This is a genomic window from Xanthomonas sp. NCPPB 901 (genome assembly GCF_056725085.1).
Genome location: NZ_CM161511.1, coordinates 3,293,980 through 3,317,751, shown reverse-complemented (window position 1 = coordinate 3,317,751; position 23,772 = coordinate 3,293,980). Strand labels below are relative to the sequence as shown.

Sequence of the window (23,772 nt, the reverse complement as noted above, 5' to 3'; positions counted from 1 at the left end):
AGCCGCTCCTGCGCGAAGCCAGTGGCCGGGATATCTCGGCGTGCGTCGCGCTCAGCGCTTGCCGCCGAAGATGCTGCCGAAGATGCCGCGCACGATCTGCTGGCCGATGCGGTTGCCGATGGTCCGCGAGGTCTGCTTGGCCATCGCCTCCAGCATGCCCTGGCGGCGCTTGGTGCCGAACACCGCGTCCTTGACCGCCTGGCCGAAGCCGCTGTCCTGCGCCTCGTCCTGCTCGCGGGTGCGCGCCGGCGGCGCGGCGCTCTGGTCGGCGCTGCGTTCGACGCGGCGCGCCAGCAGTTCCGCGGCCGATTCGCGATTGACCGGGGTGTCGTAGCGATCGCCGACCGGGCTGCCGGCGCGCACCTGCGCGCGTTCGGCCGCGGAGATCGCGCCCATGCGGCAGCGCGGCGGTGCGATCAGGGTCTGCTGCACCGGTGCCGGCACGCCCTTGTCCTGCAGCGTGGAGACCAGCGCCTCGCCGGTGCCGAGCTGGGAGATGGCCTTGGCCACGTCCAGCTTGGGATTGGCCACGAAGGTTTCGGCGGCGGTGCGCACCGCCTTCTGGTCGCGCGGGGTGTAGGCGCGCAGCGCGTGCTGCACGCGGTTGCCGAGCTGGCCGAGGATGCTGTCGGGCACGTCGTCGGGGAACTGCGAGCAGAAGTACACGCCCACGCCCTTGGAGCGGATCAGCCGCACCACCTGTTCGATGCGCTGCACCAGCGCCGGCGGCGCATCGTCGAACAGCAGGTGCGCCTCGTCGAACACGAACACCAGCTTGGGCTTGTCCAGGTCGCCCACCTCCGGCAGCCGCTCGAACAGTTCCGACAGCAGCCACAGCAGGAAGGTCGAGTACAGCCGCGGTTTGAGCACCAACTGCGCGGCGGCGAGGATGCCGATCACGCCGCGGCCGTCGTGGTCGACCCGCATCAGTTCGGCCAGGTCCAGTGCCGGTTCGCCGAAGAAACCTTCGCCGCCGTCCTGGGCCAGGCGCAGCAGCGCGCGCTGGATCGCGGCCACCGATTGCGCGCTGACCAGGCCGTACTCGGTGGAGATGTCCTTGCGCTCTTCCACCACCAGCGCCAGCAGCGCGCGCAGGTCGTCCAGGTCGAGCAGCAGCAGGCCGCGGTCGTCGGCCAGCTTGAACACGATGTCGAGCACGCCGGCCTGGGTGTCGTTGAGTTCCAGCACGCGCGCCAGCAGGGTGGGGCCCATCTCGCTGACGGTGGTGCGCACCGGGTGGCCGAGCTGGCCGTAGAGGTCCCAGAACACCACCGGGTTGGCGGCCGGCGCGTAGTCGCGCACACCGATCTGGGCGGCGCGCTGCAGCACCTTCTCGCTGCCGTCGCCGGGCATCGCCAGCCCGGCCACGTCGCCCTTGACGTCGGCCAGGAACACCGGCACGCCGATCCGCGAAAAGCCTTCGGCCAGGGTCATCAGGGTCACGGTCTTGCCGGTGCCGGTGGCACCGGCGACCAGGCCGTGGCGATTGCCCAGGCGCGGTTGCAGCAGCACCGCGATGTCGTCGGTCACGCCTTTGCCTAGCAGGATCGGGTCCATAACGGGGTCCACAGAGAGAGGCCTGGATTCTAAAGTGTCCGCGGCATGGCCGAGCATGTGCGCGCTGCGCTGGGTGCGCGTGGGACCGTGCAGGCACTGTCGCCGCTCGCCAAACGCGGTCCTTGCGTGGAGCGGCTGGCGGCACCGGCGTGGCGTGCCTGATTCGGCATGGCAACGGCTGGCGCACGCGGGGCGCGTGTTGCGCTGCGGGATGGCCGCCGGCGATGAACCTTGGCCCGCCGCGGGCCGGACCGTGGCCGCGGCGACCTTGCCGCGACGCGACGGCGGGGGCTACCCTGCGGCCTTTCCGTCGCCGCGTCCCACCATGCCCCTTCCGTTCCGCTTCACCCACGCGTGGCCCGTCGCGGCTGCCGTGGCGCTGACCTGCACCGCTCCTGCCGCCCACGCCCGCGTGTCCGCCCGCGACCAGGCCGCCATCGCCGTCCTCGACCAGCGCCTGGCCGCCGCCGAGAAGCGCTACAACGACGCCATGGTGCTGGTCGGCAACAGCGACCCCAAGGGCACCCAGGAAAGCGATGCCGCGCTGGAGGACATCGAGGACGTGATCCAGGCCTGCATCAAGCAGCGCGGTTGCGAGGTCGGCACCTACCTGGGTGCGTACAAGCGCCTGCTCAAGGCCAAGACCGACGCGCAGGGCCAGGCCAGCGACACCGATGCCGCCGACGACGATTCCGCGCCGTTGCAGGCCGATCCGGACCACATCAGCCCGCTCGCCGCCGACGTGCCGGAGGCGGCGCGTGCCGCGCGCCTGCTCAACGACAAGCGCCACGCCTTCGATTCGATGGTGGAGTACAACCCGGCGGTGCAGGCCGGCATCCGCCGCTGGCTCACCGACATGCGCCCGGCGCTGATGAGCAGCTACGAAAACTATCAGAACCTGCGCGCGATCATGTGGCCGGAATGGGAAAAGCGCGGCCTGCCGGAAGCGCTGCTGTTCGGCATCATCGCCAAGGAATCCAACGGCCGCGTGCACGCCAATTCGCGGGTGGGCGCCGCCGGGCTGATGCAGTTCATGCCGGCCACCGGGCGCCGCTTCGGCCTGGGCCCGGACGGCACCGGCTTCGATACCCGCTACGACGCGCGCAGCGCCGCCGAGGCGAGTGCGGTCTACATCAACGAGCGCATGGCCGAACTCAATCGCAGCGTCGAGCTGGCCCTGGCCGGCTACAACGGTGGCGAAGGCCGCGCCGCGCGCGTGTTCAACCAGATGCCCGGCCGCAGCTTCTGGGACGCCTCGGTGTACAACCAGTTCCCGGCCGAGACCAAGGACTACGTGCCGATGGTGATCGCCGCGGCGTGGATCTTCCTGCACCCGCAGCAGTACGGCGTGGCCTTCCCCAAGATCAATGCGCAGCCGGCCACGCTGCGCCTGGCCAAGTCCACCACCATCTACGAACTGACCATTTGCCTGGGCAGCGACGGCACCCGCGACGGCTACATGCGCGCGCTGCGCAACCTCAATCCGCGCTACGAGCCGGACGGCTGGATTCCGGCCGGGGTGACCATCAACGCCACCACCAAGATCGTCGGCCTGTACAACCGCTACTGCGTCAGCGGCCCGCGCGCCGACCTGGCGCGCGCGCTGATCACCGCCGACGTCACCGCCGCGGTGCGCAGCGGCAGCCCGGCGCCGGCCGCCGACCTCACCGGCAACGTCGCGGTGGGCGACGTCAGCCCGGTCGCCGGCGTGCCGACCACGGTCGCCACCGGCCGTCCCGCGCCGGCCAAGCCCAAGCAGAAGCAGGTGCGCAGCTACCGCGTGGCCAAGGGCGACACCCTGGGCCGGATTTCCGACCGCCACGACTGCGATCTGAAGGAGCTGGCCAAGGCCAACGGCCTGCGTGCGCCTGGCTATGCGCTGAAGCCGGGCGATTCGCTGAAGCTGGTGGGCTGCGAGAAGTAGCTGGGGGACCGTCGCTGCCGCATCGCGGGGAGAACCAGGCGGATTCCCATCCCTTCTCCCTCCGGGACAAGGTGGCGCGTAGCGCCGGATGAGGGTACGGGCGATCGCAGTGTCGGATGTGTGGCGTTTCCGTCAGCCGGCGCGCGTCGGCGGTGCTTCACCGTCATCGCGTCGGGACTGAAGTCCCTCCCACAGTGGGGGACTGTCGCTGCCGCATTGCTGGGAGACCCAGGCGGACTCCCATTCCTTCTCCCCCCGGGAGAAGGTGGCGCGCAGCGCCGGATGAGGGTACCGGCGATCGCAGTGTCGGATGTGTGGCGTTTCCGTCAGCCAGCGCGCGTCGGCGGTGCTTCACCGTCATCGCGTCGGGACTGAAGTCCCTCCCACAATGGAGGACTGTCGCTGGTGTGCCGCTGCAAGACCCGAGAGCTCCCATCCCTTCTCCCTCCGGGAGAAGGTGGCGCGCAGCGCCGGATGAGGGTACGGGCGATCGCAGTGCCGGACGTGTGGCGTTTCCGTCAGCCAGCGCGCGTCGGCGGTGCTTCACTGTCACCGCGTCGGGACTGAAGTCCCTCCCACAGTGGGGGACTGTCGCTGCCGTACTGCTGCAAGACCCGAGCGCGCTCCCATCCCTTCTCCCATCGGGAGAAGGTGGCGCGCAGCGCCGGATGAGGGTACCGGCGATCGCAGTGTCGGATGTGTGGCGTTTCCGTCAGCCAGCGCGCGTCGGCGGTGCTTCACCGTCATCGCGTCGGGACTGAAGTCCCTCCCACAAGGGCATTCCACAAGGGGCCGCGTAACGGCCCCTGTGCGCGTCAGTGCAGCAAGCGCGCCAGCGCCTGGCCCAGCCGCACCGGCGATTCCGCCGCCAGCGCCGGGTCGAACGCGGCCACGCCGGGCGGCAACAGCACGATCACCGTCGAGCCGTAGTTGAAGCGCGCCATCTCCTCGAACCGCTGCAGGGTGATCCCCTTGCCGCGCCAATCCTTGCGGGTGATGCGGTCGGCGTAGCGCGGGATCTCCACGCCGCTCCACACGGTTTCCACGCCGGACACCAGCAGCGCGCCGACCATCACCGAGACCATCGGGCCGAAGTCGGTGTCGAAATGGCAGACCAGGCGCTCGTTGCGCGCGAACAGGCGCGGCACGCTGCGCACCGCATCGGTGCCCACGCTGAACAACCGGCCCGGCACGTGGACGGTTTCGCGCAGGGTGCCGGTCCAGGGCATGTGCACGCGGTGGTAGTCGCGCGGTGACAAGTACACGGTGGCGTACAGGCCATTGGCGAATGGCGCCGCCGCGGCGTCGTCGCCGAGCAGTTCGGCGGCGGTGAACGACTGCCCCTTGGCCTGGAAGATGCGTCCGTTTTCGATCCGGCCGAGCTGGCTGATGCGGCCGTCGGCCGGCATCAGCAGCGTCCGCGGATCGGGGTCGGGGACGCGCGCGCCGGGCTTGAGCGCACGGGTGAAGAAGGCATTGAAGGTCGGGTAGGTGCGCGCATCCGGTTGCGCGGCTTCGCTGAGGTCCACGCCGAAGCGGCGCACCACCGTGTCGATCAGCCACTGCTTCAGCGCCGGCCGCGACGAGTAGGCCAGGCGCCGGGCCAGCGAGGACAGCAGCCGGTGCGGCAGCACGTAGGTCAGGCGGGTGGTCAGGCTCATGGGGCGGTGGCCTTGGTCAGCGCCTGCAGGTCGGCGGCGATCGCCGCGGCATCGAACGGCGGGCGGATCAGCCCGGCCTGGCGGCCCTGCGGGTCGAGCACCGCGATCGCGGCGGAGTGGTCCATGCTGTAGTCGTTCGGGTTCTCGGCGTAGTGCTTGCCGGGCACCTTCTGGAACACGAAGCCCAGCGCGGTGGCGAAGCGCTCCAGCTCGGGCACGTCGGCGGTGGCGGCGATGGTGTCCTTGTGGAAGGCGTGGGCGTACTCGCCCAGCCGCGGCAGGGTGTCGCGCTGCGGGTCGACCGAGACGAACAGCACGCGCGGGCGCAGCGTGTCCGGCAGGGTCTGCCATTGCTTCTGTGCGCGCGCCAGGTCGGCCAGGGTGGTCGGGCACACGTCCGGGCAGGCGGTGAAGCCCAAGAACACCAGGGTCCAGTGGCCCTTGAGCTCGCCCGGCACCAGCGGCGTGCCGTCGGTCTGGCGCAGGCGGAAGTCGGGCAGCGGCCGCGGCTGCGGGTACATGCGCACCGTGCGGGTCTCCGGCCAGGCCGGGGCGGCGGCGCCGCCGAAGTACTTCTGGGCCAGCAGCAGCCCCAGGCCGGCGGCCAGGGCAACCACCAGGACGATGCCGAAGGTGCGGTTGAACATACTGATTTCCCATGCAACGAACGCTCATCATAGCGGCCGGGCCTCTATAATCGGGGGCCAAATTGCCTTGCCTGTTGCCATGACTGCCGACGCGGCCGCCGAACTCCACACGATCATCGACCTGATCCGCTACGGCACCAGCCGTTTCAACGCCGCCGGGCTGAGCTTCGGCCACAGCTACGACAACGCCCTGGACGAGGCCACGCAGCTGGTGCTGCACGCGCTGCACCTGCCGCACGACCTGGGCCCGGCCTATGGCAGCGCGCGGGTCACCACGCCGGAGAAGGCGCAGGTGCTGGCGCTGTTCGAGCGCCGCATCGCCGAGCGCATCCCCGCCGCCTACCTCACCGGCGAGGCCTGGTTCGCGGGTCTCAGCTTCAAGAGCGACGCGCGCGCGCTGGTGCCGCGCTCGCCGATCGCCGAGCTGATCGAGGCCGGTTTCGAGCCGTGGCTGGCCGGGCGCCCGGTCGAGCGCGCGCTGGACCTGTGCACCGGCTCGGGCTGCATCGCCATCGCCATGGCGCACTACAACCCGAACTGGCAGGTGGACGCGGTCGACATCAGCGACGACGCGCTGAGCCTGGCCGCCGAGAACAAGGAACGGCTGCTCGCCGACAACGTCGCGCTGGTCAAGTCCGACCTGTTCGCCGGGCTGGGCGGGCGCCGCTACGGGCTGATCGTGACCAATCCGCCCTACGTCACCCACGCCGAGACGGACGCGCTGCCGCCGGAATACGCGCACGAGCCGGAGCTGGGCCTGCGCGCCGGCGACGACGGCCTGGACCTGGCGCTGAAGATCCTGCGCGACGCCCCGGCGCACCTGAGCGAGGACGGCTTGCTGATCTGCGAGGTCGGCGAGTCCGAGCGCGCGCTGGTGCAGCTGCTGCCGGAAGTGGACTTCGCCTGGGTCGAGTTCAAGGTCGGGCAGATGGGCATCTTCGCGGTGGAGCGCAGCGAACTGCTGGCGCACCACGCGCGCATCGCCGCGCTGGCCGCGGACCGGTGACGCGACGGCCATGAGCGCGAACAGTTTCGGCACCCTGCTGACCGTCACCACCTTCGGCGAATCGCACGGGCCGGCGATCGGCTGCGTGGTCGACGGCTGTCCTCCCGGCCTGGAACTGGACGCCGGCGAGTTCACCCACGACCTGCAGCGCCGCGCCACCGGCAAGAGCCGGCACACCTCGGCGCGGCGCGAGGCCGACGCCGTCGAGATCCTGTCCGGGGTCTACGAGGGCCGCACCACCGGCACCCCGATCGGCCTGCTGATCCGCAACACCGACCAGCGCAGCAAGGACTACACCGACATCGCCCGGCAGTTCCGCCCGGGCCATGCCGACTACAGCTACTGGCAGAAGTACGGCATCCGCGATCCGCGCGGCGGCGGGCGCTCGTCGGCGCGCGAGACCACCATGCGCGTGGCCGCCGGCGTCATCGCCAAGAAGTGGCTGGCGCAGCGCTACGGCGTGCGCGTGCGCGGCTATCTGTCCCAGCTCGGGCCGCTGCTGCCGCAGGGCTTCGCCTGGGAGGCGGTGGAGGACAACGCGTTCTTCTGGCCGCATGCGCCGCAGGTGCCGGAACTGGAGGCGTACATGGATGCGCTGCGCAAGTCCGGCGATTCGATCGGCGCGCGGGTCACCGTGGTCGCCGACGGCGTACCGCCGGGCTGGGGCGAGCCGATCTACGGCAAGCTCGACGGCGAACTGGCCGCGGCGATGATGAGCATCAACGCGGTCAAGGGCGTGGAGATCGGCGATGGCTTCGCCGCGGTGACCCAGAAGGGCACCGAGCACCGCGACCTGATCGCGCCGGACGGGTTCCAGTCCAACCATGCTGGCGGCGTGCTCGGCGGCATCGCCACCGGCCAGCCCATCGTCGTCTCGGTGGCGTTCAAGCCCACCTCCAGCCTGCGCCTGCCCGGCGCCACGGTGGACGTGGACGGGCAGGCGGTGGACGTGATCACCACCGGCCGCCACGATCCCTGCGTCGGCATCCGCGCCACCCCGATCGCCGAGGCGATGATGGCGCTGGTGCTGATGGACCAGGCCCTGCGCCACCGCGCGCAATGCGGCGACGTCGGCACGGTCACGCCGCGCATCCCCGGCGGTGGCGATGGCTGAGTCGCGGCCGCGGGTGTGGGTCAGCCAGCCGCTGTTCGACGACGTCGTCGCACGGCTCGGCGAGCATTGCGCGCTGACCACCACCGCGGACGTGACCCGGTATTCGCCGCAGGACCTGGCCGCGGCGCTGGCGCCGCTGGACGGCGCCCTGGTCACCCTCAACGAACGCATCGGCGCCGCCGAGATCGCCGGCGCGCCGCGCTTGCGCGCCATCGCCAACGTCGGCGTCGGCTACAACAATCTGGATCTGGACGCGCTCAGCGCGGCCGGCATCGTCGCCACCAACACCCCCGACGTGCTCACCGAGACCACCGCCGATCTCGGCTTCGCGCTGCTGATGGCGGCGGCGCGGCGCATCGGCGAGGCCGAGCGCTGGCTGCGCGCGGGGCAGTGGCAGCAGTGGTCGTTCCACACCATGCTCGGCGCCGATGTCCATGGCAGCACCCTCGGCATCCTCGGCATGGGCCGCATCGGCCAGGCCATCGCGCGCCGCGCCGCGGGATTTTCGATGCGCGTGCTGTACCACAACCGCAGCCGCCTGCCGGCCGAGGTGGAGCGCGCGCACCGCGCCGAGTACGTCGGCTTCGACGACCTGTTGGCGCGCGCCGACCACCTGCTGCTGGTGCTGCCGTACAGCGCGCAGTCGCACCACGTCATCGATGCCGCCGCGCTGGCGAAGATGCGGCCGACCGCGACGCTGGTGAACATCGCCCGCGGCGGCCTGGTCGACGAGGTCGCGCTGGCCGACGCGCTGGCCAACGGGCGCCTGGCCGCGGCCGGGCTGGACGTGTTCGAAGGCGAGCCGGCGATCCGTCCGGAGCTGCTGGCGCTGCGCAACGTGGTGCTGACCCCGCATATCGGCAGCGCCAGCGTGGCCACGCGCCGCGCGATGGTGGCGCTGGCGGTGGACAACCTGCTCGCCGCGCTGGGCATCGGCGCCGACGCCGGACGCCCGCCCAACGCGCTGAACCTGGACGCGATCGCCGCGGCCGGCGGCGCGCGGACGATTGCGGACAAAAAACGATAGGGAGCCTGCGGCGCCGCGCGCGGCGCGCACGGCAGGTTCCCCGAATCCACGTGGCAGTGCGGCTGTTCCTCCCCTTTTATCTTCCTGCGGATCGAATCCTTCCATGAGCAATGCAACCCGTCGTTTCAACGTCGCCGTCGTCGGCGCCACCGGTGCCGTCGGCGAAACCATGCTGAGCATCCTTGCCGAGCGCGATTTCCCCGTCGCCACCCTGTACCCGCTGGCCTCTGAGCGCTCGGCCGGCGGGCAGGTCGAGTTCAAGGGCCAGAAGGTCACCGTGCTCGACCTGGCGACCTTCGACCCGACCGGCGTGGACATCGCGCTGTTCTCCGCCGGCGGCGGCATCTCCAAGGAGTACGCGCCGAAGTTCGCCGCGGCCGGCGCGGTGGTGATCGACAACTCCTCGACCTTCCGCTACGACGACGACGTGCCGCTGGTGGTGTCGGAGGTCAATCCGCACGCGCTGAAGCACCGCCCGCGCGGCATCGTCGCCAACCCCAACTGCTCGACCATGCAGCTGATGCCGGTGCTGGCGCCGATCCACAAGGAGTACGGCATCGAGCGCATCAACGTGGCCACCTACCAGTCGGTGTCCGGCGCCGGCCGCTCGGGCATGGAGGAACTGGGCAAGCAGACCGCGCAGCTGCTGGCGTTCCAGGACATCGAGCCGCAGAAGTTCCAGGCGCAGATCGCCTTCAACCTGATCCCGCACATCGACGACTTCCAGCCCAACGGCTACACCAAGGAAGAGATGAAGCTGGTGTGGGAGACGCAGAAGATCCTCGAGGACAGCAGCATCCTGGTGAACCCCACCGCGGTGCGCGTGCCGGTGTTCTTCGGGCATTCGGAGGCGGTCAACATCGAGACCAAGCGCAAGATCACCGTCGAGCAGGCGCGCGCATTGCTGGGTCAGGCGCCCGGCGTGGAAGTGGTCGACGAGCACAAGGCCGGCGGCTATCCGACCCCGGTGACCCATGCCTCGGGCAAGGACCCGGTGTTCGTCGGCCGCATCCGCGAGGACTTCTCGCACCCGCGCGGCCTGAACCTGTGGGTGGTGGCCGACAACATCCGCAAGGGCGCCGCGCTCAATGCGGTACAGTTGGCCGAGTTGGTGGCGCAGGAGGGCTGAAAGGCCGGGATTCGGCTGTCGGGATTGGGGATTCGTAGCGCTGCGTAGCGCGGGCTGTTCCTGGGCTGCGTGGTGCGCAAATCCCGACAATCATGCAACGGCCAGTGGCGGATGCCCTGGCCGTTGTCGTGTCCGACGCTCGCGATGTGCCCGAAGGGGCGCTGCGGGCGCGATGATGAATGGCGTACCTTCAGCCGCGACGACGCATTCCTGGGAACGCCGTCGCGGCTGAAGCCGCTCCTACAGGACAAGGCGCGTTTCGCCGAGCCATGGCACAAGCGCGTGCAGTGCAGTGCGCGTCGGTCGCCAACCCACGATGGAACTGAAGCACTCGCGCACCCAACGCCACCGCGCACCGCGCCGCTGCCGCGTCCGCACCGAATCCCCAATCCCCAATCCCCAATCCCCAATCCCCAATCCCGGCTTCATATATATTGATGGCATGACTACAAGGGGCAGGGGCGGGATGCGCCTACAACCACGTTTGTTCCATCGCCGCGGCGGCGATGCGGCGTTCGCCGCGCGCGGGTTGCGTCACGTCTGTCGCGCCGCCGCTGCGCTGCTGTTGCTGGCCTGCAGCCAGGCCGCGCTGGCGCTGGGCCTGGGCGATATCCGCGTGCTGTCCAAGCCGGGCGAGCCGTTCCTGGCCGAGATCCCGGTGATCTCCAACGAGCCGGGCGAACTGGAGCGGGCGCGGGTGGCGCTGGCCTCGCCGGCGACCTTCGCGCGGGTCGGGCTGGAGCGCCCGCAGGGCCTGGTCAGCGATCTGCAGTTCCGCTTCACCCAGACCCGCAAGGGCCGCGCGGTGATCCAGGTCAGCAGCCGCATGCCGGTCGACGTGCCGTCGCTGAGCTTCCTGATCGAGGTCGATTGGGGCCAGGGGCGGCTGATCCGCGAGTATTCCGCGCTGATCGATGCGCCCAACACCGCCGCGGCCGTGGATGCGCCGGCGATCAACGCGCCGGCCGCGGCGCAGCCGTCCGACCGCATCGCCCGCGAAGCGTCCACGGCCGCCCCGGCGGCTGCGGCTGCCGCCACGCCGGCTGCCCCGGCGGCGCCGGGCGCCAGGCCGGCCGCCGCGCCGCGTCAGGCGCCGGCCCCCGCGGCCGCACCCGGCGATGCGCTGGCGCCGGTGCGCGCCGGGCAGACCCTGTCGCAAATCGCCGGGCAGCTCGCACGCGGCAACGGCCATTCGCTGGACCAGACCATGGTCGCGCTGCTGCGCGCCAACCCGGACGCCTTTATCCGCGGCAACCTCAACCTGCTCAAGCAGGGCGCGGTGCTGCGCACCCCGCGCGAGGAGGACCTGGCCAGCCTGGACGCCGCCGCGGCGGAGGCGGTGGTGCGCGAGCAGGCGGCGCAATGGCGCCAGGCGCGCGCGCCGGTGCCGCAGCCGGCCCAGGCGCAGCAGGACGCGGCGACAGCGCAGGCCGCGCCCAGGCCGGCCGCCGCCGCAGCCGGCGCACGCCTGGAAATCGCGCCGGCGGTGCCGGCGACGCGTCGCGAGGCGGGAACCAAGTCCGGCACCGGTGCCGGCGACCAAGGAGACATGGTGGCGACCCAACAATTGCAGCAGGCGCGCGAAGACCTCGCGGCACGCGATGCCGAGGTCCAGGAACTGCGCTCGCGGGTGGAGCAGCTCGAAAAGCTCAAGGCCCAGCAGCAGCAACTGATCGCGCTGAAGGACAGCGACCTGGCCGCGGCGCAGAAGCGCCTGGCGCAGGCCGGGCAGGCGACGCCGGCGGCCGCGCAGGCGCCGGCCAGCACGGGCTGGCCGCTGTGGTTGTGGGGCGGGGTGAGCCTGCTGGTGCTGGGCCTTGGCGCCTGGCTGCTGTCGCGCCGGCGCAAGCCATCGCCGCTGCCGCCGTTGCCGCGCGACGACGACGCGGCGCTGGCGGCGAGCGCCGCGGTACCGGTGGTCGCGCACCGCAATGTCGATGCGCCGGAACTGCCGCCGCTGGAGCCCGCCGAGCCGCTGGTCGAGGACGACCTGGTCAGCCGCGACGAGCATGCACGGGAGGAGCCGGAATTCACCGACCACGTCGACCATCCTGCCGACGATCACGCCGAGCACCACGTGGATCACCACGCGGCGCTCGACGACGACGCCTTCGAGCGCGCGCTGGCGCAGCAGACGCTGCGCCATGCGCCGGCCGATGCGCCGCTGTCCGCGGGCAACGACGACATCCATTCCGTCGACGCGGCCGACACCCATCCGCATGCCGCCCCGGCCGCCGAGTCCGCGGCCGAGGCGTCCTGGCGGCAACCGGCGCCGCTGTCCGCGGTGCCGAGCAGCGACCTGCATGGTGACAGCGATGCCGGCGCCGGCCGGCAGGAGCCGACCTGGCACCAGCCGGTGGCACCCGTGCCGGCACCGGCACCGACCGAAGCGCCGTCGCCGTATCCGCCGGTCGGCCGCGAGCGGCTGGAACTGGCGGTGGCGTACATGGACCTGGGCGACAACGAGACCGCACGCACCTTGCTGACCGAGGTTGCGGCCAGCGGCGACCCGGCCGCGCGTGCCGAGGCGCTGCAGTTGCTGGGACGGCTGGACTGATGGCGGCAGGCGGCGCGCGGCGCGCTTGCCGCGGCCGTCCGGCCTGGCTCGGGACGGCCTTGCGACAGCCTGCGCGTCGGCGGCGCGGGCGCGGCGCCGTGCCCGCGTTGCCGGCATTGCAGGTGCACTGCCACCGCGGCATCGCAGGCGCCCTGCGCTGGTCCAGGCATGCGGCCGCCGCACGGCGCGCCGACGCCGAGGTCGCACTGCAGTGGAGGTCGCCATGCGCTACGCGCTAGGGGTGGAGTACGACGGCAGCGAGTTCCAGGGCTGGCAGCAGCTCGGCGAAAGCGGCGGCCCCAGCGTGCAGGCGACGCTGCAGGCGGCGCTGTCGTCGGTAGCCGACGCGCCGGTGAGCGTGATTTGTGCCGGCCGCACCGATGCCGGCGTGCACGGCGAATGCCAGGTGGTGCATTTCGATTGCGATGCGCCGCGCCCGGCGCGCGGCTGGATGCTGGGCGCCACCGCGCGGCTGCCGCCCTCGGTGTGCGTGCGCTGGTGCGTACCGGTGGCCGACGACTTCCACGCGCGCTTCTCCGCCCGCGCACGCCGCTACCGCTACCGCCTGCTCAACCGCCAGGTGCGCCCGGCGCTGTACCGGCAGACCCTGAGCTGGGAGCGGCGGCCGCTGCAGGCCGAGGCCATGCACGCGGCGGCGCAGGCGCTGCTGGGCGAGCAGGACTTCAGCGCCTTCCGCAGCGTGCAGTGCCAGGCGCTGCACGCGCGGCGCGAGCTGCAGTCGATCGTGGTGAGCCGCAGCGGCGAGCTGGTCGAGATCCAGGTCCAGGCCAATGCATTCCTTCATCACATGGTGCGCAATATCGTTGGTTCCCTTGTCATGGTGGGAACGGGCGAAAAGCCGGTGTCCTGGATTGGCGAATTGCTCGCGGGACGCGATCGCCGCGTCGCCGGTCCGACGGCGCCGCCGCAGGGCCTGGTGTTCGTCGGTCCCCTCTATCCCGCCCACTGGACGCTTCCGGACGAGGTCACGCTATGAATCGCACGTTGTATCGCACCCGCATCAAGTTCTGCGGCATGACCCGCGCCGGCGATATCCGCCTGGCAGGCGAGTTGGGCGTGGATTCGATCGGGTTCGTGTTCGCCCATGGCAGTCCGCGGCGGGTGGCGCCGGCCGAAGCGCGGGCGATGCGCCAGGCCGCCGCGCCCATGGTCGACGTGGTGGCGCTGTTCCGCGACAACCCCAAGGACGAAGTGCGCGAGGTGCTGCGCACGGTGCGTCCGACCCTGTTGCAGTTCCACGGCGACGAGGACGACGGCTTCTGCCGCAGCTTCAACCTGCCGTACCTGAAGGCGGTGCCGATGGGCGGCGGCGAGATCAACGCGCGCACCCTGCAACTGCAGTACCCCAACGCCGCCGGCTTCCTGTTCGACAGCCACGCCCCCGGCGAAAGCGGCGGCTCGGGCAAGACCTTCGACTGGTCGCGGCTGCCGACCGGCCTGCACCGGCCGTTCCTGCTCGCCGGCGGCATCAATGGCGACAACGTGTTCGACGCGATCATCGCCACCCTGCCGTGGGGCGTGGACGTGTCCAGCGGCATCGAGAGCCAGCCCGGGATCAAGGACGGCCACAAGATGCGCAAGTTCGTCGAGGAAGTGCGCCGCGCCGACTGCCACGAGTTGAACACCAACTGCTAGGCCACGCGCGGCGCCATCGTCCGCGTCGCGCGCGTCAGCGTTGCAGTTCCTGCGTCAGCCACTGGGCCAGCGCCTCGACCCGGCCATCCTGAACCTCGCGGCGCGTGCACAGTGCCCACTGCCCGCCGGTATCGACGAACCCCCAGGGCGCCAGCAGGCGGCCATTGGCCAGGTCGTCGGCGACCAGCGGCTGCGGCGCGATCGCCACGCCGATCCCGGCCAGCGCCGCCTCCAGCAGGTAGTACAGATGTTCGAAGCCGGTGCCGTAGCGCAAGTGCGCCGGCGCCAGTCCCTGCGCCTCGGCCCAGGCCGGCCAGGCCTGCGGGCGCGATGCCGTATGCAGCAGCGGCAGCCCCTGCAGCGCCGCCGGCGCGGCCGTGGCCAGGGCCGCGGCCTGCGGCAGGGCGGGGCTGAGCACCGGGCCGATCCGCTCCGGCGCCAGCACGCGCACCTGCCAGTCCGCCGGCCACGGCGCCTGGCCCAGCAGCAGCGCCGCATCCAGGCCGTCCAGGTCGGCGGCGAAGTCGCCTTCGTGCGCGGACAGGTGCAGGGTCAGCGCCGGCAGGTCGCGCTGCAACGCCTGCAGCCGCGGGATCATCCAGCGGGCGAGGATGCTGCCGGGGCAGCCCAGCACCAGCGCGGCCGGGCGCGCGGGGCGGCGCAGCTCCGCCACCGCCTCGTGCACCTGCGCGAACGCCGAGCCGGCGGCCTCGCACAGGCGCGTGCCGGCGGCGGTCGGGCGGATGCCGCGGCCGTCGCGCTGCAGCAGCGGCAGCCCCAGTTCCTGCTCCAGCAGCCGCACCTGGCGGCTGACCGCGCCGTGGGTGACGTGCAGCTCCGCGGCCGCGGCGCCGACGCTGCGCAGCCGCGCGGTGGCCTCGAATGCGCGCAGGGCGTTGAGCGAGGGCAGGCGGCGTAGCGTGGACATGTGAGTTTTCCTGACGGTTCGTGTCAGACTTTATCGGTTTTTGTGCGTCGACGTGTGCGCTAAAGTGCAAGCCTGTCCTGTTGCCCTCCGGTTGCGCCATGTCCTCTGTCCCCGTCAGCGACTTCCACGCCTATCCCGACGCCGCCGGCCACTTCGGCCGCTACGGCGGCCGTTTCGTCGCCGAGACCCTGATCGGCCCGCTGCAGGAACTGGCCGCCGCCTACGACGCCGCGCGCCAGGATCCGGCCTTCATCGCCGCCTACGACAAGGATCTGACCCACTACGTCGGCCGGCCCAGCCCGATCTACCACGCCGAGCGGCTCAGCCGCGAAGTCGGCGGCGCGCAGATCCTGCTCAAGCGCGAGGACCTGAACCACACCGGCGCGCACAAGATCAACAACACCATCGGCCAGGCGCTGCTGGCCAGCCGCATGGGCAAGACCCGCATCATCGCCGAGACCGGCGCCGGCCAGCACGGCGTGGCCAGCGCCACCGTGGCCGCGCGCCTGGGCCTGGAATGCGTGGTGTACATGGGCGCCACCGACATCGAGCGGCAGAAGATCAACGTCTACCGGATGAAGTTGCTCGGCGCCACGGTGGTGCCGGTGCATTCCGGCTCGGCCACGCTCAAGGACGCGCTCAACGAGGCGATGCGCGACTGGGTCACCAACGTGCAGGACACCTTCTACATCATCGGCACCGTCGCCGGCCCCGACCCGTATCCGCGCATGGTGCGCGACTTCAACGCCATCGTCGGCCGCGAGGCGCGCGCGCAGATGCTGGCCGACTACGGCCGCCTGCCGGATGCGATCAGCGCCTGCGTCGGCGGCGGCAGCAATGCCATCGGCCTGTTCCATGCCTTCCTCAACGACGCCTCGGTGAAGATCTACGGCGCCGAGGCCGCCGGCGACGGCATCGGCAGCGGCCGCCACGCCGCCTCGATCGCCGCCGGCCGCCCCGGCGTGCTGCATGGCAACCGCACCTACGTGATCTGCGACGACGACGGGCAGATCACCGAGACCCATTCGGTGTCCGCCGGCCTGGACTACCCGGGCGTGGGCCCGGAACACGCGTTCCTGGCCGACAGCGGTCGCGCCACCTACCAGGGCATCACCGACGACGAGGCGCTGGCCGCGTTCCACCTGCTGGCGCACACCGAGGGCATCCTCGCCGCGCTGGAGTCCAGCCACGCCGTGGCGCAGTCGATCAAGCTGGCGCGCGAACTGCCCAAGGACGCGCTGGTGCTGTGCAACCTGTCCGGCCGTGGCGACAAGGACGTGCACACCATCGCCGCGCGCGAAGGGCTGGCGCTGTAACGCTGTTCCCTTCTCCTTCGGGAGAAGGTGGCGCGAAGCGCCGGATGAGGGGACGGGCGCAGCCCCGTAAGCCAAATTCCGCACCGCTTCGCCTCTTTTCCTCACCCAACCCCTCTCCCGCTCGGAGAGGGGCGCAAAGGTCCAACATGAGCCGTCTCGCCGACACCTTCGCCCGACTCGATGCCCGACGCCGCAAGGCCCTGATTCCCTTCCTCACCGCCGGCGATCCATCGCTGGAGGCGACCGTGCCGGCGATGCATGCGCTGGTCGAGGCCGGTGCCGACGTGATCGAACTGGGCGTGCCGTTCTCCGATCCGATGGCCGACGGCCCGACCATCCAGCGCAGTTCCGAACGCGCGCTGGCGCGCGGCGCCGGCCTGCGCTACGTGCTGGAGACCGTCAGCGCGTTCCGTCGCGACGACGCGGCCACCCCGGTGGTGCTGATGGGCTACCTCAACCCGGTGGAGATCCACGGCACCGCACGTTTCGCCGAGGAGGCGGTGGCGGCCGGCGTGGACGGCGTGCTGCTGGTCGACCTGCCGCCCGAGGAGTCGGCCGAGACCCTGGCGATCTTCGCCGACGCCGGCCTGGACCTGATCGTGCTGGCCTCGCCGACCACCAGCGATGCGCGCATCGCGCTGTTGTGCGATGCGGCACGCGGCTATCTGTACTACGTCAGCTTCGCCGGCGTGACCGGTGCCGACCGGCTGGATACCCGCGCCGCCGGCGACCGCCTGCGCCAGCTGCGCGCGCGCTGCCCGGTGCCGGTGGTGGCGGGCTTCGGCATCAAGGACGCCGCCAGCGCCAAGGCCATGGCCACCGATGCCGACGGCGTGGTGGTGGGCAGCGCGCTGGTCGCGGCGCTCGCCGAGGCCAGCAGTCCGCAGGCCGCGCGCGAGGCGGCCCTGGCGTTCCTGGCGCCGCTGCGGCAGGCGCTGGACGCGGGCTGAGCCACGCCGGGTCCGTACGCGAACGCCCGCCGCGCGCGGGCGTTCGTGTTTGCGGCGATGCCGCATCCGCGGCGCGCAAGCGCATGCGGCGCAGCGCCGCCAGTCGATGGCGCGCGCGGCCGCTGGTCCCGGAGCGTTTATAGGGTGCCGGGATGGGCGGCGGCGATGCCGCACGTCCCGCGGTCGGCGAGGGCCGCAGGCGCCCTGGCGGCGGCCGCGTCGGTGCCGGCCGGCCTGGCCGCTCCATGCGCCACCGTCTGCAGGCCACCGGGGGACCGAGTTAGACTGTCGCCCCTCTGCGGCTCTCGCGGCCGCCCAATGGATCGTCACATCGCATGAGTTGGCTCAGCAAATTGATGCCTTCGGGCATTCGCACCGACAGCACGCCCAGCAAGAAGCGCAGCGTTCCCGAAGGGTTGTGGGAGAAGTGTCCCAATTGCAGCGCCGTGCTGTACCGGCCGGAGCTGGAGGAGAACCTGGAGGTGTGCCCGAAGTGCGGCCACCACATGGCGATCCGCGCGCGCGCGCGCCTGGCCGCGCTGTTCGACGCCGACACCGCGCCCACCGAGATCGGCGCGCGCCTGGGCCCGACCGACGTGCTGAAGTTCAAGGACCAGAAAAAGTACGGCGAGCGCATCAAGGCCTCGCAGAAGAGCACCGGCGAATACGACGCGCTGGTGGCGATGCAGGGCCTGCTCAAGGGCCAGCCGCTGGTCGCGGCCTCGTTCGATTTCGCCTTCATGGGCGGCTCGATGGGCTCGGTGGTCGGCGAGCGTTTCGCCCTGGCCGCCGAGACCGCGCTGAAGATCGGCGCCCCGTTTGTGTGCTTCTCCGCCAGCGGCGGCGCACGCATGCAGGAAGGCCTGTTCTCGTTGATGCAAATGGCCAAGACCTCGGCCGCGCTCGGGCGCCTGCGCGCGGCCGGCCTGCCGTACGTGTCGGTGCTGACCCATCCCACCACCGGCGGCGTGTCGGCCAGCTTCGCCATGCTCGGCGACGTCAACATCGCCGAGCCGCACGCGCTGATCGGCTTCGCCGGCCCGCGCGTGATCGAGCAGACCGTGCGCGAGACCCTGCCGGAAGGCTTCCAGCGTTCGGAGTTCCTGCTCGAGCACGGCGCCATCGACCAGATCTGCGACCGCCGCGAATTGCGCGACCGCCTGGCCGACCTGCTGGCGATGATGATGCGGCAGCCGGCGCCGGCGAAGAGCGAGGCGGCATGAGGGCCGGGAATCGGGAAGCGGGAGTGGGGAATCGTGGTGCCGCGCGTGCGTTGCATCGCGCGGCAAGCGCGGGTTTGTCGCGATTCCTGGAAGTCTCCGGCTGTTCCCGATTCCCCATGTTCCATTCCCGATACCCCGCCGCATGAGCCCGCGCAAATACTTCGGCACCGACGGCATTCGCGGCCGGGTCGGGCAGGGCGTGATTTCCGCCGATTTCGTGATGCGCCTGGGCAATGCGCTGGGCCGCGTGCTGGTCGCCGGCGGCACCGCGCGGCCGACCGTGGTGATCGGCAAGGACACGCGCATCTCCGGCTACATGTTCGAGTCGGCGCTGGAGGCCGGGCTGGTCGCGGCGGGCGCCCACGTGCAGTTGCTCGGGCCGATGCCGACCCCGGCGGTGGCGTTCCTCACCCGCACCCTCGGCGCCGACGCCGGCATCGTCATCAGCGCCTCGCACAATCCGCATTACGACAACGGCATCAAGTTCTTTTCCGCCCACGGCGAGAAGCTCGACGACGCCACCGAGCAGGCGATCGAGGCGGCCCTGGACGCGCCGTTCGCCACGGTCGAGTCCGAGCGGCTGGGCAAGGCGATGCGCGCGCGCGAGGCGATCGGCCGCTACATCGAATTCTGCAAGGCCAGCGTGCCGCGCGGCTTCGACCTGCGCGGACTGAAGCTGGTGCTGGACTGCGCGCACGGCGCGACCTACCACATCGCGCCGCTGCTGTTCCGCGAACTGGGCGCGGAGGTGATCGCGATCGGCGCCGCGCCGGACGGACTCAACATCAACGCCGGCGTCGGCTCGATGCACATCGACAACCTCGCCGCCAACGTGCGCGAGCATGGCGCGCACCTGGGCATCGCCTTCGACGGCGACGGCGACCGCGTGCTGATGGCCGACGACCAGGGCAATCCGGTCGACGGCGACGGCCTGCTGTACGTGCTGGCCTGCGGCTGGCAGGCCAGCGGCCGCCTGCACGGGCCGGTGGTCGGCACGCTGATGACCAACTACGGCCTGGAACGGGCGCTGGCCGCGTTGCAGGTGCCGTTCCTGCGCGCCAAGGTCGGCGACCGCTACGTGCACCAGGCGCTGGTCGAACAGGGCGGGGTGCTCGGCGGCGAGGCCTCCGGGCACATGCTGTGCCTGGATCGCGCCACCACCGGCGACGCCATCGTCAGCGCGCTGCAGGTGCTGGAAGTGCTCAAGCGTTCGCGGCAGACCCTGCGCGAGGCGCTGGCCGGGCTGCAGAAGGTGCCGCAGCAGACCGTCAACGTGCGCCTGCAGCCGGGCGTGCGCCCGCTCGAGGCCGATAGCGTGAAGGCCGCGCTGGCGGCGGCGCAGGCGGCGGTGCAGGGGCGCGGGCGCGCCTTCCTGCGCGCCTCCGGCACCGAACCGGTGGTGCGGGTCACGGTCGAGGCCGACGATGCGACGCTGATGCAGCAGACCCTGGACGCGCTGGCCGAGGCGGTCCGTGACGCGGCGTGAGTCGGTCGCCATCGCCCTCTTCGTGGTCGTCGCCAAGGCGGTCACGTTCTACCTGCTGTATCGCCTGCTGCGCTGAGCGCGGCGTTTGTTCCCTTTTCACGAGATGACGGTTCCTGCCATGACTGCGCGCATTCCCACCCTCGACATCACCCGTTTCGACACCGACCGCGACGCGTTCGTCGCCGAGCTGGGCGCGGCCTACCGCGAGTGGGGCTTTGCCGGCATCCGCAACCACGGCATCGCCCAGGCGCAGATCGACGCGGCCTACGACGTGTTCAAGGCCTTCTTCGCCCTGCCCGAGGAGACCAAGCGCCAGTACCACCTGCCGGGCGGCGGCGGCGCGCGCGGCTACACCGCCTTCGGCGTGGAGACCGCCAAGGACTCCAAGCATTTCGACCTGAAGGAGTTCTGGCATATCGGCCGCGAGATCGCCGACGACTCCCCGTACCGCGCGGTGATGCCGCCGAACCTGTGGCCGAGCGAGGTGCCCGGGTTCCGCACCCACGGTTACGGCCTGTACCAGGCGCTGGACCAGCTCGGCGCGCGCGTGCTGTCGGCGCTGGCGCTGCACATCGGCCTGCCCGAGCACTATTTCGTCGACAAGACCGATTCGGGCAATTCGATCCTGCGCCCGATCCATTACCCGCCGATCACCGCCGACGACATCCCCAACGTGCGCGCCGGCGCCCACGAGGACATCAACCTGATCACCCTGCTGGTCGGCGCCAGCGCCGCCGGCCTGGAAGTGAAGTCCAAGCAGGGCGAGTGGGTGCCGTTCACCTCCGACGCCGACACCATCGTGGTCAACATCGGCGACATGCTGCAGCGCCTGACCAACCACGTGTATCCCTCGACCACCCACCGCGTGGTCAACCCGCCGGGCGAGCAGGCGCGCCAGCCGCGCTACTCGGTGCCGTTCTTCCTGCACCCGAACCCGGACTTCGTGATCGACGTGCTGCCGTCCTGCGTCAGCGCCGACAACCCCAGCCGCTATCCCGAGCCGATCACCGCGCAGGGCTATCTGGAGGAGCGGTTGCGGGAGATCAAGCTGAAGTAGCTGGGAATCGGGAATCGGGAGTGGGGAATCGGTAAAAGCGGGCGTCCGTGTCCAGTCTTGTCACAGGCCTTCGTCGGCTCGTGTTCCCTTTCCCCTTTCCCGTTTCCCCATTCCCGGCTTCATTCCACGCTTCTGAAGCGATGTGAGCCGCGGCCCATCATCCGCAACAGCAAGGCATTGGGCAGCAGTGCCGTCAGGCCGAGCAGGGTGCGGTAGACCGCGCCCGGGACCACCCGCACCTTGCCGCGTTCGGCGCCGTCGATGCCGGCGCGGGCCACCGCCGCGGTCTGCAGCCAGAGCCAGCGCGGCAGGGCGTTCATCTGTTCGCGGGTGCCGGTGACGTCGTGGAACTCGGACCAGGTGAAGCCGGGGCATAGCGCACACACGCCGACCCCGCGGTCGGCGTTCTCCAGGGCCAGCGATTCGCTGAAGCGGAGCATGAAGCTCTTCGCCGCCGCGTACAGGGTGTGGCCATCGGCGCCCGGCACCAGCGCGGCGAACGAGGCGACGTTGAGAATGCGGCCGTGGCCGCTGGCGCGCAGCGCCGGCAGCAGCCGCCAGGTCAGTTCGCAGACCGCGCCGACCATCACCTGCAGGAACGCCGCGTGCACCGCCCAGTCCTGGGCGATGTAGCGGCCGGGCACGCCGTAGCCGGCATTGTTGACCAGGATCCGCACCGCCAGCCCGCGCCGTTCCAGCTCCGCCACCAGTGCGGCCGGCGCCGCCGGGTCGGCCAGGTCGGCGACCAGCACTTCCACCGGCACCTGCGGCCGCAGTTCCTCGGCCAGGGCCTGCAGCAGCGCCTCGCGGCGCGCGCTGAGGATCAGCGGCACGCCGCGGCGGGCGTATTCGCGGGCGATCTCGCGGCCGATGCCGCTGGAGGCGCCGGTGATCAGGGCGTAGCCGGGAAGCTGGGGCATGGGGGTCTCCGGACCTGCAGCGGGCGATGGGGGAGGGCGGGACGGCCGGGACGATGCCTGCCCTTGGCGGCGCATCGGCTATCCTCTCGGCACTTTTTCGCCGGAGATGCGCCGATGCGACGCAAGATCGTAGCCGGAAACTGGAAATTGCATGGCACCCGCCACTTCGCCGCCGACCTGGTGCGGGAGATCGTCGCCGGGCTGCATGAGGCCGAGCACGAGGTGGAGGTGGTGATCCTGCCGCCGCTGCCGTACCTGGGCGACCTGATCGAAAATTTCGAGGACCGGCTGCTGCGCTTCGGCGCGCAGGACGTCAGCAGCAACGAGAAGGGCGCCTATACCGGCGAGGTGTCGGCGGCGATGCTGGTCGACGTGGGCGCGGACTACGGCCTGGTCGGGCACTCGGAGCGGCGCCAGTACCACCAGGAGAGCAACGAGCTGGTGGCGCAGAAGTTCGCCGCGGCCGTGCATGCCGGGCTGATCCCGATCCTGTGCGTGGGCGAGACCCTGGAGCAGCGCGAGGCCGGGCGGACCGAGGCGGTCATCGCCGCGCAGCTGGCGCCGGTGCTGGAGCGGGTCGGCGCCGAGGGCTTCGCCCGCGCGGTGGTGGCCTACGAGCCGGTCTGGGCGATCGGCACCGGCCGCACCGCCAGCCCGGCGCAGGCGCAGGCGGTGCACGCGTTCATCCGTGGCGAAGTGGCGGCGCGCGATGCTAGAATCGCGGATTCGTTGCCGATCCTGTATGGCGGTAGCGTCAAGCCCGACAACGCCGCCGAGCTGTTCGCGCAGCCGGATGTAGACGGCGGGCTGGTGGGCGGCGCCTCGCTGGTCGCCGCGGAGTTCCTGGCCATCGTGCGAGCGGCGGCCGCCTGTTGAGCGAACGGCTGCCGGTGGCGGCCGCTCGTCCCCCAAGTCGTACTGTCCGGACGGATTTCGAAATGCTGATGGTCATCCTCAATGTGGTCTACGTGCTGGTGGCGATCGCGATGATCGCGCTGATCCTGATGCAGCGCGGCGCCGGTGCGGCGGCGGGTTCCGGGTTCGGCGCCGGCGCGTCCGGTACCGTGTTCGGATCGCGCGGCGCGTCCAACTTCCTGTCCAAGTCGACCAAGTGGCTGGCGGTGGTGTTCTTCGCCATCAGCCTGTTCATGGCCTGGTACGCCGGCCATAGCGCGCGTCCGGCCGACGCCAATCTGGGCGTGATGTCGCAGTCCGCCACCCCGGCGCCGGCCGCGCCGGCCGGCGAACTGCAGGTGCCGCAGGCGCCGTCGGCTGCCGCTGCGGCCCCGGCTGCCCCCGCCGCCGCCCCGGCCGCCCAGCAGGCGCCGGAAAAAGCGCAAGAAAAGTCGCCTGCCCCGTCGCAGAAAGACTGAAGGCGGTTACAATATGCTGCGCGGCGGGATTGCCGTGCGGTTTTACGCAAGCCCAGGTGGCGGAATTGGTAGACGCACTACCTTGAGGTGGTAGCGACTTAGGTCGTAGGGGTTCGAGTCCCCTCTTGGGCACCATTGTTTGGCTACGGTTTCTGCGCGAAGGCATCACGCCCTCGCTCGGAGAATCGTCTATCCCATGCCTGCGCGGCACGCGTGCGGGCACAGGCAAGAGAGAATCGCG

Annotated in this window: 20 protein-coding genes and 1 tRNA gene; 16 read left to right on the top strand and 5 right to left on the bottom strand. The window is 71.1% G+C overall.

Going from position 1 to position 23,772, the window contains the following annotated elements:
• Positions 1 to 51 precede the first annotated feature (51 nt).
• Complete coding sequence (locus AC1PME_RS13860) at positions 52 to 1,557, bottom strand: helicase HerA-like domain-containing protein (protein ID WP_430543971.1); 1,506 nt, start codon at positions 1,555 to 1,557, stop codon at positions 52 to 54.
• 325 nt (positions 1,558 to 1,882) lie between these two features.
• Between AC1PME_RS13860 and AC1PME_RS13855 the strand changes: the two genes are divergently transcribed.
• Positions 1,883 to 3,481, top strand: a complete 1,599-nt coding sequence (locus AC1PME_RS13855) for a transglycosylase SLT domain-containing protein (protein ID WP_307551415.1) — start codon at positions 1,883 to 1,885, stop codon at positions 3,479 to 3,481.
• Positions 3,482 to 4,296: 815 nt separating this feature from the next.
• Here AC1PME_RS13855 and asd read toward each other — a convergent pair.
• Positions 4,297 to 5,142: an archaetidylserine decarboxylase gene (gene asd, locus AC1PME_RS13850; RefSeq protein WP_481096162.1), complete on the bottom strand. Its 846-nt coding sequence runs from the start codon at positions 5,140 to 5,142 to the stop codon at positions 4,297 to 4,299.
• The gene (locus AC1PME_RS13845) at positions 5,139 to 5,789 is read right to left on the bottom strand and encodes an SCO family protein (RefSeq protein WP_481096161.1); all 651 of its coding nucleotides are present in this window, start codon (positions 5,787 to 5,789) and stop codon (positions 5,139 to 5,141) included. Before AC1PME_RS13845 ends, asd begins: the two co-directional genes overlap by 4 nt.
• Before the next feature lie 79 nt (positions 5,790 to 5,868).
• On the opposite strand from AC1PME_RS13845, the gene prmB reads away from it, so the two are divergent.
• The 7 genes from prmB to AC1PME_RS13810 all read left to right on the top strand — a co-directional run bounded on the left by prmB (position 5,869) and on the right by AC1PME_RS13810 (position 14,278).
• Positions 5,869 to 6,795: a 50S ribosomal protein L3 N(5)-glutamine methyltransferase gene (prmB, locus tag AC1PME_RS13840; protein ID WP_481096160.1), complete on the top strand. Its 927-nt coding sequence runs from the start codon at positions 5,869 to 5,871 to the stop codon at positions 6,793 to 6,795.
• Positions 6,796 to 6,805: 10 nt separating this feature from the next.
• Positions 6,806 to 7,909, top strand: a complete 1,104-nt coding sequence (gene aroC, locus AC1PME_RS13835) for a chorismate synthase (RefSeq protein ID WP_481096159.1) — start codon at positions 6,806 to 6,808, stop codon at positions 7,907 to 7,909.
• Entirely contained in the window at positions 7,902 to 8,936 is a 1,035-nt protein-coding gene (locus AC1PME_RS13830; RefSeq protein ID WP_481096158.1) for a 2-hydroxyacid dehydrogenase, read from the top strand. Before aroC ends, AC1PME_RS13830 begins: the two co-directional genes overlap by 8 nt.
• Positions 8,937 to 9,039: 103 nt before the next feature.
• On the top strand, positions 9,040 to 10,065 hold the full coding sequence (locus AC1PME_RS13825) for an aspartate-semialdehyde dehydrogenase (protein ID WP_307551402.1): 1,026 nt from the start codon (positions 9,040 to 9,042) through the stop codon (positions 10,063 to 10,065).
• Positions 10,066 to 10,531: 466 nt separating this feature from the next.
• On the top strand, positions 10,532 to 12,622 hold the full coding sequence (locus AC1PME_RS13820; RefSeq protein ID WP_481096157.1) for a motility hub landmark protein FimV: 2,091 nt from the start codon (positions 10,532 to 10,534) through the stop codon (positions 12,620 to 12,622).
• A gap of 223 nt (positions 12,623 to 12,845) precedes the next feature.
• Positions 12,846 to 13,619, top strand: coding sequence for a tRNA pseudouridine(38-40) synthase TruA (truA, locus tag AC1PME_RS13815; RefSeq protein ID WP_254458546.1), 774 nt, complete (start codon positions 12,846 to 12,848; stop codon positions 13,617 to 13,619).
• Positions 13,616 to 14,278 carry a phosphoribosylanthranilate isomerase gene (locus AC1PME_RS13810; RefSeq protein ID WP_254458545.1) on the top strand — a complete coding sequence of 221 codons (663 nt, stop codon included), beginning with the start codon at positions 13,616 to 13,618 and terminating at the stop codon, positions 14,276 to 14,278. Before truA ends, AC1PME_RS13810 begins: the two co-directional genes overlap by 4 nt.
• A gap of 34 nt (positions 14,279 to 14,312) precedes the next feature.
• On the opposite strand, the gene AC1PME_RS13805 is transcribed toward AC1PME_RS13810, so the two are convergent.
• Positions 14,313 to 15,206, bottom strand: a complete 894-nt coding sequence (locus tag AC1PME_RS13805; protein ID WP_254458544.1) for a LysR family transcriptional regulator — start codon at positions 15,204 to 15,206, stop codon at positions 14,313 to 14,315.
• 98 nt (positions 15,207 to 15,304) lie between these two features.
• Between AC1PME_RS13805 and trpB the strand changes: the two genes are divergently transcribed.
• The 5 genes from trpB to AC1PME_RS13780 all read left to right on the top strand — a co-directional run bounded on the left by trpB (position 15,305) and on the right by AC1PME_RS13780 (position 21,238).
• Positions 15,305 to 16,522 carry a tryptophan synthase subunit beta gene (trpB, locus tag AC1PME_RS13800; protein ID WP_254458543.1) on the top strand — a complete coding sequence of 406 codons (1,218 nt, stop codon included), beginning with the start codon at positions 15,305 to 15,307 and terminating at the stop codon, positions 16,520 to 16,522.
• 146 nt (positions 16,523 to 16,668) lie between these two features.
• Positions 16,669 to 17,472: a tryptophan synthase subunit alpha gene (trpA, locus tag AC1PME_RS13795; protein WP_254458542.1), complete on the top strand. Its 804-nt coding sequence runs from the start codon at positions 16,669 to 16,671 to the stop codon at positions 17,470 to 17,472.
• 335 nt (positions 17,473 to 17,807) lie between these two features.
• Positions 17,808 to 18,695: an acetyl-CoA carboxylase, carboxyltransferase subunit beta gene (gene accD / locus AC1PME_RS13790; RefSeq protein ID WP_307551392.1), complete on the top strand. Its 888-nt coding sequence runs from the start codon at positions 17,808 to 17,810 to the stop codon at positions 18,693 to 18,695.
• 142 nt (positions 18,696 to 18,837) lie between these two features.
• Positions 18,838 to 20,181, top strand: coding sequence for a phosphoglucosamine mutase (glmM, locus tag AC1PME_RS13785; protein ID WP_254458540.1), 1,344 nt, complete (start codon positions 18,838 to 18,840; stop codon positions 20,179 to 20,181).
• A gap of 118 nt (positions 20,182 to 20,299) precedes the next feature.
• Positions 20,300 to 21,238, top strand: coding sequence for an isopenicillin N synthase family dioxygenase (locus tag AC1PME_RS13780; RefSeq protein WP_254458539.1), 939 nt, complete (start codon positions 20,300 to 20,302; stop codon positions 21,236 to 21,238).
• Positions 21,239 to 21,357: 119 nt separating this feature from the next.
• Here AC1PME_RS13780 and AC1PME_RS13775 read toward each other — a convergent pair whose 3' ends face one another.
• Complete coding sequence (locus AC1PME_RS13775; RefSeq protein WP_481096156.1) at positions 21,358 to 22,158, bottom strand: SDR family NAD(P)-dependent oxidoreductase; 801 nt, start codon at positions 22,156 to 22,158, stop codon at positions 21,358 to 21,360.
• Between the two features lie 114 nt (positions 22,159 to 22,272).
• Between AC1PME_RS13775 and tpiA the strand changes: the two genes are divergently transcribed.
• The 3 genes from tpiA (at position 22,273) to AC1PME_RS13760 (ending at position 23,666) form a co-directional block, all read left to right on the top strand.
• A complete protein-coding gene (gene tpiA, locus AC1PME_RS13770) occupies positions 22,273 to 23,034 on the top strand; it encodes a triose-phosphate isomerase (protein WP_254458537.1) in 762 nt (253 codons plus the stop codon).
• A gap of 62 nt (positions 23,035 to 23,096) precedes the next feature.
• Positions 23,097 to 23,531 carry a preprotein translocase subunit SecG gene (gene secG / locus AC1PME_RS13765; RefSeq protein ID WP_152245707.1) on the top strand — a complete coding sequence of 145 codons (435 nt, stop codon included), beginning with the start codon at positions 23,097 to 23,099 and terminating at the stop codon, positions 23,529 to 23,531.
• Positions 23,532 to 23,581: 50 nt separating this feature from the next.
• Positions 23,582 to 23,666, top strand: a tRNA-Leu gene (locus AC1PME_RS13760).
• Positions 23,667 to 23,772 lie beyond the last annotated feature (106 nt).